Annotated in this window: 19 protein-coding genes; 5 read left to right on the top strand and 14 right to left on the bottom strand. The window is 47.3% G+C overall.

Annotation, left to right across the window (positions count from 1 at the left end; all coding sequences use genetic code 11):
• The first annotated feature begins 186 nt into the window (after nucleotides 1–186).
• From AC3Y23_RS07515 to AC3Y23_RS07505, 3 genes are all read left to right on the top strand, one after another.
• Nucleotides 187–603, top strand: a complete 417-nt coding sequence (locus AC3Y23_RS07515; protein ID WP_379197292.1) for a hypothetical protein — start codon at nucleotides 187–189, stop codon at nucleotides 601–603.
• On the top strand, nucleotides 590–841 hold the full coding sequence (locus AC3Y23_RS07510) for a hypothetical protein (protein ID WP_379197290.1): 252 nt from the start codon (nucleotides 590–592) through the stop codon (nucleotides 839–841). The genes AC3Y23_RS07515 and AC3Y23_RS07510 overlap by 14 nt, the downstream gene beginning before the upstream one ends.
• Nucleotides 842–1,056: 215 nt before the next feature.
• The gene (locus AC3Y23_RS07505) at nucleotides 1,057–2,034 is read left to right on the top strand and encodes a phosphotransferase enzyme family protein (protein ID WP_379197288.1); all 978 of its coding nucleotides are present in this window, start codon (nucleotides 1,057–1,059) and stop codon (nucleotides 2,032–2,034) included.
• 36 nt (nucleotides 2,035–2,070) lie between these two features.
• Here AC3Y23_RS07505 and AC3Y23_RS07500 read toward each other — a convergent pair whose 3' ends face one another.
• Nucleotides 2,071–2,694, bottom strand: a complete 624-nt coding sequence (locus AC3Y23_RS07500) for a histidine phosphatase family protein (protein ID WP_379197286.1) — start codon at nucleotides 2,692–2,694, stop codon at nucleotides 2,071–2,073.
• A gap of 117 nt (nucleotides 2,695–2,811) precedes the next feature.
• On the opposite strand from AC3Y23_RS07500, the gene AC3Y23_RS07495 reads away from it, so the two are divergent.
• Complete coding sequence (locus AC3Y23_RS07495) at nucleotides 2,812–3,735, top strand: LysR family transcriptional regulator (protein ID WP_379197284.1); 924 nt, start codon at nucleotides 2,812–2,814, stop codon at nucleotides 3,733–3,735.
• Nucleotides 3,736–3,859: 124 nt separating this feature from the next.
• On the opposite strand, the gene deoD is transcribed toward AC3Y23_RS07495, so the two are convergent.
• The 5 genes from deoD to deoR all read right to left on the bottom strand — a co-directional run bounded on the left by deoD (nucleotide 3,860) and on the right by deoR (nucleotide 8,014).
• Entirely contained in the window at nucleotides 3,860–4,567 is a 708-nt protein-coding gene (deoD, locus tag AC3Y23_RS07490; protein ID WP_379197282.1) for a purine-nucleoside phosphorylase, read from the bottom strand.
• Between the two features lie 26 nt (nucleotides 4,568–4,593).
• Complete coding sequence (deoB, locus tag AC3Y23_RS07485) at nucleotides 4,594–5,775, bottom strand: phosphopentomutase (protein WP_379197280.1); 1,182 nt, start codon at nucleotides 5,773–5,775, stop codon at nucleotides 4,594–4,596.
• Nucleotides 5,776–5,792: 17 nt separating this feature from the next.
• Nucleotides 5,793–6,188 (bottom strand): cytidine deaminase, encoded by a 396-nt coding sequence (locus AC3Y23_RS07480; RefSeq protein ID WP_379198538.1) that lies wholly within the window; start codon nucleotides 6,186–6,188, stop codon nucleotides 5,793–5,795.
• Nucleotides 6,189–6,247: 59 nt separating this feature from the next.
• Nucleotides 6,248–6,913 carry a deoxyribose-phosphate aldolase gene (deoC, locus tag AC3Y23_RS07475; protein ID WP_379198536.1) on the bottom strand — a complete coding sequence of 222 codons (666 nt, stop codon included), beginning with the start codon at nucleotides 6,911–6,913 and terminating at the stop codon, nucleotides 6,248–6,250.
• Between the two features lie 165 nt (nucleotides 6,914–7,078).
• Nucleotides 7,079–8,014, bottom strand: coding sequence for a DNA-binding transcriptional repressor DeoR (deoR, locus tag AC3Y23_RS07470; RefSeq protein ID WP_379197278.1), 936 nt, complete (start codon nucleotides 8,012–8,014; stop codon nucleotides 7,079–7,081).
• A 198-nt stretch (nucleotides 8,015–8,212) separates the two neighbouring features.
• Here deoR and AC3Y23_RS07465 point away from each other — a divergent pair, with 198 nt between their 5' ends.
• Entirely contained in the window at nucleotides 8,213–9,514 is a 1,302-nt protein-coding gene (locus AC3Y23_RS07465; protein WP_379197276.1) for an MFS transporter, read from the top strand.
• Between the two features lie 78 nt (nucleotides 9,515–9,592).
• On the opposite strand, the gene AC3Y23_RS07460 is transcribed toward AC3Y23_RS07465, so the two are convergent.
• The 8 genes from AC3Y23_RS07460 to AC3Y23_RS07425 are packed head-to-tail and all read right to left on the bottom strand — an operon-like array spanning nucleotide 9,593 to nucleotide 17,398.
• A complete protein-coding gene (locus tag AC3Y23_RS07460; protein ID WP_379197274.1) occupies nucleotides 9,593–10,966 on the bottom strand; it encodes an MATE family efflux transporter in 1,374 nt (457 codons plus the stop codon).
• A gap of 20 nt (nucleotides 10,967–10,986) precedes the next feature.
• Complete coding sequence (locus AC3Y23_RS07455) at nucleotides 10,987–12,021, bottom strand: LacI family DNA-binding transcriptional regulator (protein WP_379197272.1); 1,035 nt, start codon at nucleotides 12,019–12,021, stop codon at nucleotides 10,987–10,989.
• A 21-nt stretch (nucleotides 12,022–12,042) separates the two neighbouring features.
• On the bottom strand, nucleotides 12,043–12,768 hold the full coding sequence (locus AC3Y23_RS07450; RefSeq protein ID WP_379197270.1) for a glycerophosphodiester phosphodiesterase: 726 nt from the start codon (nucleotides 12,766–12,768) through the stop codon (nucleotides 12,043–12,045).
• A complete protein-coding gene (locus AC3Y23_RS07445) occupies nucleotides 12,761–13,771 on the bottom strand; it encodes a CehA/McbA family metallohydrolase (protein ID WP_379197268.1) in 1,011 nt (336 codons plus the stop codon). The genes AC3Y23_RS07450 and AC3Y23_RS07445 overlap by 8 nt, the downstream gene beginning before the upstream one ends.
• Complete coding sequence (locus tag AC3Y23_RS07440) at nucleotides 13,752–14,234, bottom strand: hypothetical protein (RefSeq protein WP_379197266.1); 483 nt, start codon at nucleotides 14,232–14,234, stop codon at nucleotides 13,752–13,754. The genes AC3Y23_RS07445 and AC3Y23_RS07440 overlap by 20 nt, the downstream gene beginning before the upstream one ends.
• Before the next feature lie 15 nt (nucleotides 14,235–14,249).
• Nucleotides 14,250–15,140: an ABC transporter permease gene (locus tag AC3Y23_RS07435; protein ID WP_379197264.1), complete on the bottom strand. Its 891-nt coding sequence runs from the start codon at nucleotides 15,138–15,140 to the stop codon at nucleotides 14,250–14,252.
• Nucleotides 15,137–16,330 (bottom strand): extracellular solute-binding protein, encoded by a 1,194-nt coding sequence (locus AC3Y23_RS07430; protein WP_379197262.1) that lies wholly within the window; start codon nucleotides 16,328–16,330, stop codon nucleotides 15,137–15,139. The genes AC3Y23_RS07435 and AC3Y23_RS07430 overlap by 4 nt, the downstream gene beginning before the upstream one ends.
• Before the next feature lie 27 nt (nucleotides 16,331–16,357).
• The gene (locus AC3Y23_RS07425) at nucleotides 16,358–17,398 is read right to left on the bottom strand and encodes an ABC transporter ATP-binding protein (protein WP_379197260.1); all 1,041 of its coding nucleotides are present in this window, start codon (nucleotides 17,396–17,398) and stop codon (nucleotides 16,358–16,360) included.
• Nucleotides 17,399–17,411 lie beyond the last annotated feature (13 nt).

Here is a 17,411-nt window from a genome sequence, read left to right as displayed (position 1 = left end):
GTTCATTCGCCTCTTGCTTGGGCATGCGCGGAAGTACAATAGTTTATGAATGGAGAAGCGAGACTAATTAACCATTTTATTATTATTGCATGAAGCACTCCTGTCAGCGTGATCAGAATCTGCCGAGATTTTATTTGACGCTGCAAAAAGATTCTTCGATCGTAGGTACATACGCTTTACTCAGGAATGATCTTATTAGCCGTCAGGGTTTATTCCCTTGGCTTGCCTGTTTGTATATTGCTCCTGAGTTCAGCGGCAATGGCTATAGCAGGGATTATTAATTACCGAGAGGCGGTGCATGTGGTGCATCTACTTGACCTTGAAAGCCTGACATCAGAGCAAATCAACGATATTTTTACATTGACCGATCAACTGCGGCTGGAACAGCCTGGACTTCCGTTGCATGGCAAAACCTTTGCTTTGTTTTTTCCGGAAACCAGCCTGCGCACTCGAATTACCTTTGAAAAAGGTATACATAGGCTCGGTGGCCAAAGCCTGCTTTTTCCTCCTGAAACCCTGGATCGACCGGAAGCATTATCGGACGTCATTCAATACCTAGGCACACGCCTCAATTCCAGTCATCAATGCTATGACGGCGGATAACCATCCTTGCGAGATTTTGGCCGACTTGTATTCTATCAAGAACTTAAGAGAGAATTATCGAGATTTGGTCTATACCTTCGTAGGCCCCGCGACGAACATCTCCAGATCGTGGGCCTCCATAGCCAAGATTATGAATCTTACTTTCTATCATGTTTGTACTGGCGGCAATGAACTGTGTGAAGCCTCCCTGAATTATACTTTTCATACTGATCTGGAAGCCGTAGAAATGAAGAGCTGAGCGAAGATGTACTTTCCTCTAGCTATTTCGTCGGATACGAATTCAAGAAGAATCTATTGTTTCTGCAGCAGGCGGTAATTTTATATTGTCTGGCTAATGATTAAAACAATTTTTCAACCTGGCATAATTCACTTATAACCAATTTTTCCCTCAACATCCCCTATCCTGCCTTGATACAATGGAACAAATAATAATTTATTGATGGGGGCATGATTTTGGAGCAAATCTTAGGTAAAGCCGCTTCAGCACTACAGCAATATAAGATTCAGGTGGATTCCGTACAGCTTGTTGGTCAAAGTGCAAATTTGATTTATAAGGTTACTGATATTCATAAAAATAACTATAGTCTGCGATTTCACCAGTCTAATAGTGCCACTATGGAGAACATCTGGTCAGATACGGCTGTGATTGCTTCTGAAATGGTATGGCTGGAGGCTTTAGCAGAAGGAACAGATATCATCACTCCAAAACCATACAGAAATAAACAGGGGCAGTTCATAACCAATGTAAATGGTGTCAGTTGTACATTAATCAGTTGGGTAGAAGGCGAACAAAAGCCGTTTGTCCCGACCGTGGAAGATGCTGAGCTGGTTGGGGATATGATTGGCAAGCTGCATAAGCAGTCGGCAGCCTGGGACGTTCCCGCCTCATTCACCCGTCCATCTTTTGACCAAAATCGTATTTCACAAGCTCTGGAAAAAATCAAAGCCTTGGCGGCAAATGGTACACTCGATCCAGCAGACTCGGCTGTATTGATTGAAGCCGGCAACAAAGCAATCCTGATGAACGATTGCCTAGACAGAAATAGGGACAGCTGGGGTGTGATTCATGCCGACCTGATCCCCAGTAATTTTATCTTCAACAACGGAGAGGCCTGCCCGATCGACTTCGGAGCATGTGGGTTTGGATATTTCCTGGGCGATCTCGGCTGGGCGTTCTCTTATATTCATCCGGCGTTCAGACAGTCAATGATTGCGGCCTATGCGCAGCACTTTCCACTGCCTCAGGATCACATCACACTATTGGAAGGCTTCTTCGTAGCCACACAGCTTGAAACGATGAATTTCTGGCTTGGACTGCCTGACGTTATGGAATGGCTCCCCGATCATATTGGCAAGCTGGCACAAAGAGAATTCAGACACTATATCCGTGAAGAGTCCTTCCTGTTTACCGGGACACCTTACTGGGAATAATTCCTCTGCTTTGAAAAGACCCCAGATCCCCATTCCCTATTCTTCTTTGTAATGCGAGGTATCACCATAGAGTTCTACGTGTGCGCTACCATTGCGCCATACGATTTTGCTAAGGCTGGTCGACAGAATGTCGGGCAGCTTTTTTAGCTCCTGTAGCTCTCGTCCCAGATAGTGCCCCATAATAACCTTCAAGGTAATACGGTGCGTCACAAGAAGTACATTACCTCCGGCATGCTTGCTCATGATCTCCTCCACAGCAGGAATCACCCGTTCCAGCAGTGCATCGTAGGTCTCTCCTTTGCCGGATGGCTGATACAGGTGGGGAGCTTCCCAGAAATTATGAAACTGTTCACCGTCTTGCTCCCGGATATCTTCAATGAACTGTCCTTCCCAGTGTCCCATGTTTATCTCTCTTAACTCAGCTTTGGTAAGCAATTCCCCAGGTTTGTCACCCTGAATAAGATGGGCCGTGCTCATCGCTCTTGGACTAGTGCTGCTGTAGATCGCCTCGAATGACACGTTCTCCAGCCGCTCCTGAAGCCATTCGGCCTGCTGCTTTCCTGTAGCGGTTAGCGGAGAATCCTGATGGCCCTGCATCCGTCCCTGTAAATTCCACTCTGTCTGACCGTGTCTTGTCAAATACAATGTAGTCTCAATCATGTTGTATATCTCCTTCGCTGTGAATGTAACTGGAGTATACTATGTATATCTATAGATTAAAATTATATAATATCTATAATATATAACTTCAGTTTATAAAGAGGTGCAGCGTACTCTATGTTAAATCTTCATATCTTGAGGCTGTTCTACACCGTAGCCACTACAGGCAGTGTAACTCGGGCTTCACAGATGCTGAATATCAGTCAGCCTGCTATTTCGGCCCAAATTCACAAGTTCGAGAAGGAGCATAATATCGTCTTATTCGTCACTAAAGGCAGGCAGCTTGTACTTACACCGCTTGGAGAGCAGCTGATCGAGCCCCTTCAAAAGCTATTTGCACTTGAAGAACAAGTGCAGCTGCGCATCGAGGATCATCACAAGCATCCCAAGGGTAAGCTGCGTATTGCCGGCAATTACCTCTCTACCAGCATCCTGATTCCCTCCATGGCCGCTTTGTTCAAGAAGAAATATCCGGAGGTGGAGGTTCATATCAGCACCACTACTTCCCGGGAAGCGCTTGAGAAATTAATGGATTTTGAAGCAGACGTTGCGATCTACGGTCTTGGCGATATGCCTCTGCCGGCTACGCAAGGACTCCACTGGACTGAATTGTATGCTGATGAGTTCTTGTTCGTGGTGTCACCAGAGCATAAGTATGCCAATCAGGTAATTTCGCTGCGCGACATGATGGCTGAGCCCTTCATCATGCGGGAGGCAGGTAGTGTAGCGAGGGAGCGGCTCACACAGTTATGTGAGGAGCACCACCTCCCACCTCCTAATATTGAACTGCAATTCACTGGAATGAGCGGGTCCATTCATGCGGTTAGTGCCGGTTATGGAGCGAGTTTCATTTCATTACTAGTCGCCAACTCCTATATCACCCATGGAAAACTTGCCAAAGTAAATGTAACGGGTGTGATTTTGAAGAACACTATAGTCATGTGTACAAGACAGCAGGAGCATGTCGAGCCGCTTGTAGAGAAATTTGCAGCGATTGCCCTCCACAATAAAGGCTCCATGAGTAGTGAACATATTTTATGAAAAGAAATGAATAAAGAGCTTACTGCATCCTCAGCCCCTGCAGAATTCCGTTACTCACTTATAAAAAAAGACATCCTTGCCGACCGTTTCCGGTACAAGGATGTCTTTGCTTACGTTATAGGTATTACAGGGAATGAACTGTATCCAGCGCTACTTCCATCATGTCGTTGAACGTGCTTTGACGTTCTTCCGAGGTTGTTTCTTCACCGGTCAACAGGTGGTCGCTTACAGTCAGAATCGTAAGGGCGTTTACGCCATATTTTGCCGCCAATGTGTAAAGTGCAGTGCTCTCCATCTCTACACCCAGCACACCGTGATCCATCAGCTTTTGCACAATGGCTTTGTCATCACGATAGAACGTATCCGAGCAGAAGACGTTACCAACATGCATTTTCAGACCTTTAGCAGTACCGCGCTCATAGGCAGACTTGAGCATGTGGAAATTAGCGATCGGCGAGAAATCATAGCCCCCGAATACGTGACGGTTCACACTGGAATCCGTACAGGAAGCTTGAGCGAGAATAACCTCGCGAACACGAACACTCTCCTGCATCGCACCACAGGTGCCGACACGAACGAGGTTCTTCACGCCATACTCGCGGATCAATTCATTAACATAGATACTGATCGAAGGCACACCCATTCCTGTACCTTGTACAGAAATCCTTTGGCCTTTATAAGTTCCGGTAAATCCGAGCATACCGCGGACCTGGTTATAGCAGGTCACATCCTCTAGATAGGTCTCAGCGATAAACTTTGCGCGAAGCGGGTCTCCTGGCAATAGTACCGTTTCGGCAATCTCGCCCGCTTGGGCTCCAATATGAACACTCATGGTTAATTCTCCTTTAGGCTGGTTAATTATTTCAGATCCGCTAAAAAGCTCGTACCATACTCCGGCATGGTAACATTAAAGTTCTCAGCTACGGTTGCACCGATATCTGCGAAGGTCTTCCGAACTGGCAAGGCTTGTCCACCTGCCGCAAAACGCGGCGAATAGGCCAGAAGTGGCACATACTCACGAGTGTGATCCGTTCCACGGTACGTTGGATCATTTCCGTGATCCGCGGTGATGATCAGAAGATCGTCGCTGGTCATTTTGGACAACACTTCAGGCAGTCTGGTATCGAAATCCTCCAGAGCATCAGCATAGCCCTGCGGGTCCCGGCGGTGGCCGTACAACGCATCAAAGTCTACCAGATTTAAGAAGCTGAGTCCATGGAAAGGTTCATCCAGTGTGGCGATGATTTTATCCATCCCGTCCGAATTGGACACCGTACGGATACTCTGTGTAACACCTTCACCATCGTAAATATCCGATATTTTCCCCAAGGCGATAACATCATAATCAGCTTCCTTCAAAGCATTCATCACTGTTGGGCTGAATGGCTTCAGCGCATAATCATGACGGTTCGCGGTACGTTTGAAGTGACCCACCTCACCAACGAACGGTCTGGCAATAATTCTACCTAGCATATAAGGATCTTCGAGTGTAATTTCCCGGCAATATTCACAAATCTCATACAGCTCTTTCAATGGCACAACATCCTCGTGAGCCGCGATTTGCAGCACGGAATCCGCAGAGGTGTATACGATCAGCGCCCCTGTCTTCACATGCTCTTCACCAAGCTCGTCGATAATTTCTGTTCCGCTGGCCGGCTTGTTACCGATCACCTTGCGTCCGGTCTTTTGCTCGATCTGTGTGATCAGCGCTTCCGGGAAGCCATGTTCAAAGACGCGGAAAGGTGTATCAATGTACAGGCCCATGATTTCCCAGTGTCCGGTCATCGTATCCTTGCCGCGTGATGCTTCCTGCATCTTCGTATAATAAGCCAATGGCTGATGGGCAGCAGGTACACCCTGAATTTCTTCGATGTTGGATAAACCGAGCGCTGCGAGATTCGGCATGTTCAGCCCCCCGCGTGCGCGGGCAATATGTCCCAGTGTATCTACATCATAATCATCAAACTCAGCAGCGTCAGGTGCTTCTCCTATTCCTACAGAGTCCATAACAATTAGGTGGATTCGTTTAAATGGCTTCATTGGTGAAGACCCCTTCTCTATTTACTCATATCATCCGCTTGGAAGGCACCCGGCAAAAGCTTGGCCATCGTCCATTCCTCGGTATTTCCATGTAAATTGGTCAAATAAATTTTAGTATTCTCATCGCAGAATTCGGCCAATACTTGACGACAGGCGCCGCACGGCGACACTGGACCTTCAGTATCCGCCACGACAGCAATGGCTTCAATGACATGCTCTCCTTCGGAGACTGCTTTGAAGATCGCTGTACGTTCAGCACAATTGGTCAGTCCAAATGACGCATTCTCAATATTGCAGCCCTTGTAAATCTTCTTGCCCCCCGTAAGGATCGCGGCTCCGACTGGAAAATTAGAATAGGGTACATAAGCAGCATTGCGTGCTTCTATGGCTTCCTTGATCAGCTGTTCTTTCATCATGATTCCCTCCTGAGAAGGCCTGTCCCTTGAAGGAACAGACCTGAGATAATAACAGATTAATAGGAAGAGTTAGACTGCTCGCCTTCCATGATTTTCACGCCGGAGCTGGCTCCGATTCTAGAAGCGCCCGCTTCGATCATGTTCTGCATGTCCTGCAGATTACGAACACCACCGGATGCCTTAACGCCAACGTTCTCGCCTACAGTCTTGCGCATCAACGCAACATCCTCTACAGTAGCCCCACCGGTCGAGAAACCAGTCGATGTCTTCACGAAATCTGCGCCCGCCTTGACGGACAATTGAGAAGCGATCACCTTTTCTTCATTCGTCAGCAAACTGGTTTCAATAATGACTTTTACAATGGCTTTGCCAGCTGCCGCATCCACTACAGCTTTGATGTCCTGCTCTACATAGGCATGGTCGCCATCTTTAAGTGCACCGATATTAATGACCATATCCACTTCAGTAGCACCATTAGCAATCGCATCTTGAGCTTCAAAAGCCTTAGTAGCGCTAGTGCTTGCTCCCAAAGGGAATCCGATTACGGTACAGACTTTGACTTTAGTGCCAGCCAGCTGTTCAGCAGCATAGCCTACCCATGTCGGGTTCACGCATACGGATGCAAATTCATATTTCTTGGCTTCCTCTATCAACTTGGAAATCTCCGCTTTAGTTGCGTCTGCACGCAGCAGCGTATGATCGATCATTCCTGCTAAATTCAACATTTACGCCATCACCTTTCCCGTGAACAATTCTTGAGTCTATGCTACCATATCACGCACTTGAACACTTGTAAACACACGTATGAAATTACGTTCACAAGCTACTCTTCACGTTCATATCAAGTATAGCCTGTTTCTCCTTTTGCTAAAAAAACGAACGTACCTTTAGCGTAATAACGCTTGTGCGGTGAACTGATCTGTTATCAGAATATTAGCATATCTGCCAGTGAGCGCAGCGCGGATCGCTTCGGTTTTACGCTGACCGCCAGCGACGAGAATAGACTTCTCTTTTCTGCCTAATTCAGCAAGATCAATACCCACCGTACGGTTGTTCAACTCCTCACTGCAAATCATCCCATCCTTATCAAAAAAGCGTGAGCAAATATCACCCGCTCCTGTACGGCGCAGCAATTCCTGCTCTTCCTTATTAAAATACCCTAGGCGGAATAGCAGCGTATCCTCCTCAACCGTTCCCACTGTAAAGGCAGCAATATTGGCTTGCCGGCCAAGCTCAATAATTCGCCGAATATGCCGGTCCTCTTCTACCATGGTCTTCACCGCAACACTGTCAAAAATCACAGGCAACGGCAAATAGCGCGCGATGGTCTGAAAAGCTTCCGCAAATAGATTAACAATCTCCGCTGCATAATTGTTGACCTGGGAGTGGCTCACACCGCCCTTCAATTGAACAACTTCCACACCCTTTACAGGCTTGGATTGCAATTGAAGCGCTACAGCATGCATCGTGGTGCCCCAGGTCACGCCGATAATATCGCCGTCCTGCACGGTCTCGTGGATATAGTCTGCCGCTTTTTTACTGATATGCTTCTTAATTTCTTCTGCCTCATTAGTAGGCGAATTACATAAGATAACGGTATCCAGTCCATATTTTCGTTTCAAATCGCTGGCGAGCAGGTCCAGATCCTCACTAGGATCAATGATCGTGATATTCACGTAGCCCTGATCCTTGGCATATTGCAGCAGTCTGGAGACGGTCGGGCGGGATAAGCCCATTTGGGCGGCAATCTGCTGCTGGCTATAATCGGATTGATAATAGAGTCTCGCTGCTTGTATGCTCAAACGTTGCTTTTCAATATCCATGGTCACCCCAACTACCTTAGTATGTTTTGTCCCGCATAGTTCTATAGCGATTTTAAACCATAATGAAGGATGAAAATAGAGGAAAATGAATTGACAACAAAAAGCACTGCTCCTATAATGATCTTAATTCAATTACTTAATTGAATTGTTGATAATATTGATTCTCTATTCCATCAGATTCAGGGGGAAAACGTTACTATGAATTCAGAAATAGATGCTAAAGCATCGACAGAAGGAAACCCTTCCAGACTGCAACAATATGTTCATTCTCCGGAAGAGCAGCAACGATTATATCGAAGGTCGTTGTTCGTTGTAGTGCTATCACAAATGTTCGGAGGTGCGGGTCTTGCTGCCGGGATCACGGTTGGAGCGCTGCTGGCTCAGGAAATGCTCGGTGCAGATAGCTTCACAGGTGTCCCTACAGCGCTCTTTACCTTCGGTTCTGCCGCTGCGGCTTGGATTGTTGGCAGACTCTCTCAACGCTTTGGACGGCGCCTCGGACTTGCTGGAGGTTTCTTGACCGGCGGACTGGGTGCTATTGGCGTTGTGCTTGCCGCTCTAACGACTAATCTTCCACTACTCTTTATTTCTTTATTCATTTATGGTGCCGGGACAGCAACGAACTTGCAGGCTCGTTATGCAGGAACTGATTTGGCTGATTCCAAGAATCGGGCAACAGCGGTAAGTATAGCCATGGTCGCTACCACATTTGGTGCGGTCGCAGGTCCCAACCTGGTTTCACCTATGGGCAGGTTTGCTACGATGCTGGGCGTCCCTGCACTAGCTGGTCCGTTCATTCTTGCCGCCGCAGCTTATATTGTAGCCGGATTAGTATTTTTAATATTCCTGCGTCCTGATCCTCTATTGGTAGCCAAAGCCATCGCAGAGCATCAGAGTATAAACAAGCTGCAACAAGCTCACGACAAGCTGAGTGCTCCAACCGTAAAAAGACAAGGAATCGCTATTGGGGCAACCATCATGATTCTAACGCAAATTGTGATGGTTGCGATTATGACCATGACGCCTGTACATATGAAACATCATGGGCATGGGTTAAGTCAGGTAGGACTTGTGATTGGTATTCATGTGGGAGCTATGTATCTGCCTTCGCTCGTAACAGGCCTGTTAGTAGATAGAATTGGTCGCAGAGCCATGGCGATTGCCTCAGGTGTGACCTTGCTTCTAGCCGGAATCTTGGCAGCCATCGCACCTGCTCAGTCTATGACCTTACTGATTATTGCCCTAGCCTTGCTTGGACTGGGTTGGAACTTCGGCCTGATTAGCGGAACAGCATTCGTAGTCGATGCTACAACACCAGCCAATCGTGCTAAAGTTCAAGGATCTGTGGATGTCTTAATCGCACTGGCTGGTGCCTCTGGCGGAGCCTTATCCGGAATGGTGGTAGCTCACTCCAGCTATGGTACCCTTTCACTAGCCGGGGGAATTCTCGCCCTGCTGCTCGTGCCTGTATTATTGTGGTCCCGTGCCCAAAGATCATAGGTAACGGAATTTGCATCAAAAGCAGTCAAGCAACGTTGTGCTTCAGGTGAATTTTTCGTCGAAAAGAAAAAGGAGCACTCAACCCACGTTGAAGTGCTCCTTTTCACCGTTAACAATCCCTATCCGTATATGCTGCCACTTCCGCGAACGCCAGCGCATAATCATCAGTATTCCCCTCAGCCATTCATCTACAATGAAGGCAAGCCATATCCCTGGTATGCCCATTTGCCATACAATACCGAACAAATACGCTAGCGGAATGCTGATGCCCCACATCGAAATCACCCCGACATAAGCCGGGAACTTCACATCACCTGCTGCATTCAGCGCTCCTATGACAATCACATTGCAGGCTCTGGCTGCTTCGAGGATCAGGGATAGAAGCATCAGCATCTGCCCCAGATGGATGACTTCCGGATCAGCAGTAAACAAACTTAGCAGCTGTTTTGAGAATAGGACTAATACGCAGCCTACGCCAAACGTGATCAACAACCCGATCCGTAAATTTCTATACCCGACCCGATAGGCGTCATCATGCTGTTTGGCGCCAATCATTCGTCCTACCATTATCGAGGTGGCTTGACCTATTGAAATCGAGAATAAGAATACGAACATTGTAATGTTCTGCGTGTATATTTTGGTGGTTAAGGCCGATGTGCCTAACATCGCCACAAAATACGTTATAAACACCTGCGAAGCGTTATAGGAAATGCTCTCACCCGCAGAGGGAATGCCAATGGTGATCAATTCTTTTACATAATTCCAAGGCATGCGTACCATATCTCGAACAGACAGCGGAAACGGTAAAATCTTGATAAGCATCACTAACGCGATGCCCACACCTATGATCCGACTGGCATTCGTGGCAATCGCAACCCCGTGTACGCCCAGCACCGGAATCCCAAAAGGTCCATACAAGAACAGGTAATTTCCGAGGATATTGAGTAGAACGATCGTAAAAGACAGTACCAGCATCTGCTTCACAAAACCATGCATCCGTAGTATCGTATCCGCGGTGCTGATGAAAGCAGCTGTGAACATAAATGTGCCGATTGTAGTCAGGAAGGTATACCCCTCCTCCATCAACTCCGGCGGCAGTTTCATCAAGATTAGCATGGGTTTAGCGAAGATAACCAAGCCTAGGCTCACAACTACACCTAGAATCATATTCAAACCAATAGAGACGGAAGCTACTTTGACTGCTTCTTTCTCTTTGCCGGCACCAAGTAATTGGGAGATCAGTACGCTGAGACCCACCGTGACAAATCCAAACAAGAAATGCGCCACGACCAGAATCTGATTGGCTACCCCTACGGCAGCTACCGCATGATCTGAATATTTGCTGAGCATCAAGGTATCAATATTTAATATAATCGTATTTAAAAATTGTTCCAGAAAAATAGGTCCTGTGAGTCCGAACAATGTTAACCGTTTAATCTGTTGTTTTTCCATAAAGCCCGCCTTCTTCGATCTCAAAGAGCCTTCGTCTCCTGCAGGCTGCGACAACTGCCCTTCTCCACCAACTCATGCCCCAGCACAATCGCCTTCATTGTCTGCGGCCTTTGCGAGCTTTCCCTCTGCTCAATAAGCTCCATTAACAAATCAATGGTGACCTGACCAATCTGGTCCACAGGCTGTTGAATCGTTGTTAGCTTGGGCCTAACCACATCTGCAATAACGCTTCCATCAAAGCCAATAATAGAAATATCGCCAGGCACATGGAGCTGATGATCCTGAATACAATTGATCGCCCCTACCGCCATGTCATCACTCGCAGCAAATACTGCGGAGAACGATCCCCCCTCTTCTGTCAGCAGGTCATTCATTAACCAATATCCGGTGTCCAGCTTATAGTCGCCAAACCGTATAATCGACGAATCTACTGCAATCCCATGCTCCTCACAAGCAGCGCAGTACCCTTCATAACGCTTTCTGCCTGCACACAAGTCCCGCATATCGCCCGCGATCATCGCTATTCTCCGGTGACCCTCACGAATCAGATAAGTTGTCGCATCATAAGCCGCCTGAAAGTCATCGATGAAGACCTTGGACAAGTTCATATCCAGATCGAAATGGACTACGAGTGGAATTTGTGTTTTCTCCAGAAACAGCTCGATATCTTCATTTATTTTTTCATGCATAAGTACAATGCCATCGACACGCATCTCTTGAAAAATGTTCAAATACTTCACTACTTTATCCGTATCTTCAACAATGTTGCAGACTAGCAGATTGTAGCCCTTGCGGCCTGCTATCTCTTCAATGGTGCTGAGTATGGTTGCCTGAAAGTTAGAGGTGATATCAGGGATGATGACCCCGATCAGGTTAGTCTTATTTCGCTTTAGACTCTTGGCGATCAAGCTCGGCGAGTAATTCAGCTCCTCGATTGCCTGCCGCACTTTCTTTTCAAGCTTCTCGCTTACATGGTCGCCTTTATTTAATACTCGGGACACACTCGTCACCGATACCCCTGCTAAACGCGCCACATCTTTAATTTTCACATCCATACCTTGCTGTCCCCGTTTCGATCAAATTTGGGAGGGAGCAGTTGAATGCCTTCGGGCCCGCGCAGACACAACCGCAGACACATCAATAGTCGATATCGCATCGACCTTCATATCTTCATAAGCAGCAAACAAAGATTGATCCTGCAAAGTATAGATCCATACCCGCAGACCTTGCTCATGAGCATACTGTACCAGAACTGGACGACACGAAGGATAATCCACATTCACACCCGAATAACCCGCTTGTTTGGCCATACTGCACATTTCTTGTGCTGTGGCGTCGTACTCGGAATCGTTCATAGCTCTCAACGTTTCCGGAGTATTCCACATAACTCTAGCACGATATGAAGAATTTGTAATCGTATTAGTGGCACCTGTAAAATAAATTTGTTCCCACATCTCCAGCTTCTCAAGTAAGGCCAGAGTTGGAGCTACCGCTTCGTCGTTCTTGATATCCAGGTTGAATGAAACGGGCTGGCCTTTGAATTCAAGCAAGACCGTTTCTAATTGTTCGAGCTTGCTGCCCTCTGACAGTTGCAATGGATTCTGCGCGATTATCTCCACAAATGTAAGTTCAGAGAAGGCAGTATGGTCGTCATGGAACAATACGCATACGCCGTCCTTCGTCGCTCTCACATCCACCTCCAGCACCTCGGCACCAGCTGCTCTTCCCGCCAGGCTTGACTCTAATGTATTGTACGGTGTGCCTTCACAACCGGTATGCGCAATAATTAATGGATTACTCATGTCCTTCGCTCCTCTCATCAAAGTAGATCGGGTTGGTAAAAGCTACCGTGGAGAGTGCACCGCCTAGCATCCCGCGTAGACGCACTCGCAGCCAAAGAAGCCCTTCTGTAGTCATTGTATAGTGAAATTCAGTTAAGTCTTCCGAAAATCCGCTGCGCGTTAGCTCACCCAAGTTCGACTCAACAATCAGCATCAACGGCTGACCCGCGCTGAGCAAGGTATTCTCCTGCATGGAGGAATGGATAGAGACCGAAAGCTCCACTTCTTCTCCCTTGCCATGAAGTGCAGGAATCACATCGCCTATGCTATATTGCTGTTCCCCAGCCTTGATATGAAGCTCCAAGCGTGGACCCATGCTTACGCAAATGCGACCAGAGCGGATCGCCTCAACCACTTGCTCCTTACCTACCTCACCTTCTTCTGGTACCCCTAGGTAAGTGTATGCAGGAGGATCATCACTTTCCGTAGAAACATGCCAATCCCGCCCCGCGGTACCCGAGATCCGGTAGCCTTGATTCAACAGCTGTGTCCATTGTTCAAAGGCCGGTGCATTATGGTTCCGCATCGGTGGCAACGTCTCATGCCACACTTCCATATAATCGATCTCATTCCAATCCTTGATCTCATATTCCCAGTGACAACCTGTACAAATCGGACTACCCAAGCTGAATGGGTGGGCAATCCCGACAATGCCACCTTGATTATGCACGCGTTCAATGCCCTTATGAATATCTCCGGGACCTAAGTCGCGCCATTCACTATAAGGAATACCAAGCGTCAGCATATGACCGTAGAAGGTGGTCCATTCCAGGCCAGGGACAATGATGATTCCGGTCTCTGCGGTTACAGCAGCGGCATCGACCATCCCTGATGTTGTATTGTGATCTGTTAGCGCGATTCCGCTATAGCCCATCTCCTTCGCTTTTCGGCACATCTCAAGCAGTGTATGAGTGCCATCACTATGTGGGGTATGCGTATGCAGTTCAAAGGGAAGCCACTTCATGATCTACCGCTCCTTCCCGTATATGCAATTGATAACGGCACTCCGGTGTAACGACACAGTGCACACTAATGGTTACTTTCCATACGCCTGGCCCGATTTTTCCGGCAAAAAATCCAGGTGAACTTGTCTCCTGTGACAAGACATGCTGCTGCACAGGGGGATGTCGATGGGCTGAACCACGAAAGCCTTCGGGGTCATCAATCGACAACGTAAGCAGATTTTGCAGTGGAAAGAATCTTTCCCACTGCTCCGCATACACCTGCTGAAGCGTTGGATCAACATATTTGTGAATCGCTTCTGTAATCAGCTCTTGTGACAAGTCCTTATCCTCCAGGATTTTAGGACTATATTTAAAATCAATAGCTAGACTATCGATACCTTCCGGCAAATAGAATTGGTACGTGATATGCGTTTTGGAGCTCAGAGGAGTTAACTGACCTTCAACAATCAGTAAATCTCTCATCCCTCTACCCCCTCCTTACATTTCTTCCTTCATCATGTTGCGAATGTAGAAATAACCGACCAAGGAACAGATGCCAAACATAAATACAGCACATGCACTGGCAATTCCCGTCTCAAAGTACACCGAGAATTGTTGTTGCATCGCCACACCGAGCACTTGCGGTGCATTCGGACCGATCAGGAACGGTGCTGTGAAGCTACCAATAATGCCCATGACGACGAATGTTGCCGCAACCAGCATCGATTTGAAGGATAACGGAAAGATAATGCGGAAGAATACTTGTATTTTACCTGCTCCCACATCCTTAGCACTTTCGATGACAGCATTAGGGATACCCGATAGAGCCGAACTCAGCAGCATCGTAGCAAACGGAATATTGAACCATAGATTCGCCAATATAAGTCCTTTGGAATCGAAAATGATTCTAGCAAACGGAGCATCCGTAAATAACATCAATATACGAGCTAACCAACCGTGATTCCCATATAGATTCATAATCCCATACGTTGCGATAACGGAAGGAATGAACATCGGAATGTAGTACAAGCTCTGAATCCATTTCACTACACGTCCCGAACTGAATCTAAGAAATACGGCCAGCATATAAGCGATGACCAGCACCATGATCGAAGAAACCGCCGTCAATTGAAGCGTAAAAATAATATTTCTGCGCATCGCAATATCTGTGAACAAAAACTTATAGTTATCCCAGGTAAATCCGTTACTCCCTGTTAAGCTTTCTTGAATGGAAGTAAAGATTGGTACGACGATCATGAATAACAGCAACAAAAAGGAGGGAAGCACTAACCCTAAGCCCAGTGCGGAGCTTTTCGCTCCGCGACTGAACAAGGTCTTCTTCTGTGGTGTTCCCCTTTCCAAGGATGGACTTAGACTCTGTCCGCTCATTGGCCTGCTACTTCTCTCTGCCAGCGTTTCATCGCTTCGCCTTCCAGCTCACCCAAGTTAAAGGAACGGTAATTGACCGACACGCCTTCGAATTTCTTCTGCAATTCAGCCGGCATATGGGACCATTCAATACCTGGGAAACCGTAAATTTTATTAACTACTTCACCTTGTGCTTCAGGACTTAATACGAAGTTTATGAAGTCATAAGCGGCTTCTTTATGCTCGGACATGCTCGGTACAGCCAGCAATCCAGGGCCACCTGTAAACGCAGGATCAATTTGTGCCACCTTGGTTGTCGCCGGCAGCAGCTTTTTGTTGATTTGCTCAAGTGCCATATCTGACCAAGCTGGAATCATATCCACCTCGCCGTTCGCCAGCAAGTCCAGCGTACCTTGGTTTTTCTTTGGATACACGCCGTGCTGGTACATGTCTTTACCCAGTGCTTTGAGCTGTTCAAAGCCTTTATCCCACTGTTGCATAATGCTTGGATCCTGGTTATGAATCGCATCTTCAGGCAGGGACTTGTACAAGGTAGTAATTACGAAAGATCCCCCGGAACCACCAGTGGCTGGATCGTTGTAGGCGAACTTTCCTGGGTGCTCGTGAATCCATGCGTACAATTCATCCAGCGTTTTTGGAGGTGTCGGCACTTTCTCACTGTTGTAGGCAAGGATGACCGACGAAGAACGATAAGGAACGGCTTTGTTGCCTGTATCTAGCATATTTTGCGGATTCATTAACTTAATATTTGGAATCTGTGCCTCACCCAGCTCCTGGAATACGCCATCCTTCTTGTCTGCAGCCAGATCGGCACCACCATTGGCTTCATACAAATCAACGTCAACAGTATCTTTGCCAGCACGCTTGGCGGCTACAATCCGGTTCATCGTTGCTTGTTCGCCTTGTCCAGAAGGAATATAGACCAGCTTCACTTTCACTTTATCTTGCTCTTTCTCATACATTTCCTTCAAATGCTCCCACAGTTCCTGAACATTCTGTGATCCGCTGAAGTAGAACGAGATTTCGGTCGGTTTGCTGCTGCTCGCTGGTGCATTGTCCTTGGCCGCAGCACTGTTATTACTGCTGTTTCCGCCTGTACCGGACGAGCATCCTGCCAGTAGTACTACTGTTGCAAGTGAAGTAGCCAGCAAAGTTTTTCCCTTGTGTTTCATTCCGCCATAGTTGTTCATGTTGTAAATCCTCCTCAAATGGTTGTGTTATAGGGATGATTTTGAATAAACTGCATGTTTGGTAAACGAAAGGGAGACCGATTGCCCACTGGATAGCTCGGTGGATTCTTCCCGGGGCAGGAACATACGTACAACGCCTGCTTCAGTGAGTAGAGTAATTTCTGCGTAATGTCCCAGAATCATAACCTGTTTGACCGTTGCGGCAAGACCTGGCAAGGATGCATCTTTCCATTTCACATCCTCAGGACGAATAGCAACGACTACATCGCCAAGAAGATGATCAGGATTGGATAACTGGAGATTTTTTAAATGGACACTATCATGCTCTCCTGTCCCCTCCAGCATGTTCATACGACCGATAAAATTAGCAACAAATAACGATCGGGGAGTATCATAAATTTCTTGTGGGGATGCCGACTGCTCGATATTCCCTTTGTTCATTACGATGATGCGGTCAGATAGCGAAAGGGCTTCTTCCTGATCATGGGTTACGAACATCATCGTCAGCTTGGTGGACGACTGAATCTCACGCAGTTCCTCGCGCAATTCACCGCGCAATTTGGCATCAAGTGCTGAGAAAGGCTCGTCCAGTAACAATACCGCCGGTTCCAACAGTAACGCACGGGCTACAGCCACCCGCTGCTGCTGTCCACCCGATAATTCAGTAGGGCGTTTCTTCTCAGCACCTGGCAGCCGCACTAGTTGCAGCGCCCGATCTACCGCTTCACGAATTTGTTCTTTACTTTGTTTGCGTATTTTGAGACCAAAAGCCAGGTTCTCATAGACGTTCATATGCGGCCACAGGTTATAGCCTTGAAACACCATCGCCGTGGGACGCTTCTCAGGGGGCAAGTGCAGTACACTTTTACCGGCAATTTGGATATCGCCAGAGTCGGGTTCAAGGAAGCCACCCACAGAGCGCAGTACCGTTGTTTTACCGCAACCGGAAGGTCCCAGCAGCGTGACAAGCTCTCCGTGTGCGATATCCAGCGATATCTCGGTGACCCCGTCGCCTGTTTTGTATCGCTTCGATAATTTTTGGATCGATAATTGAATTGGTGCAGTCATTACCCGTCCTCCT

The sequence above is a fragment of the Paenibacillus sp. MAHUQ-45 genome (assembly GCF_058133325.1).
This window is presented reverse-complemented; position numbering and strand designations above follow the sequence as displayed.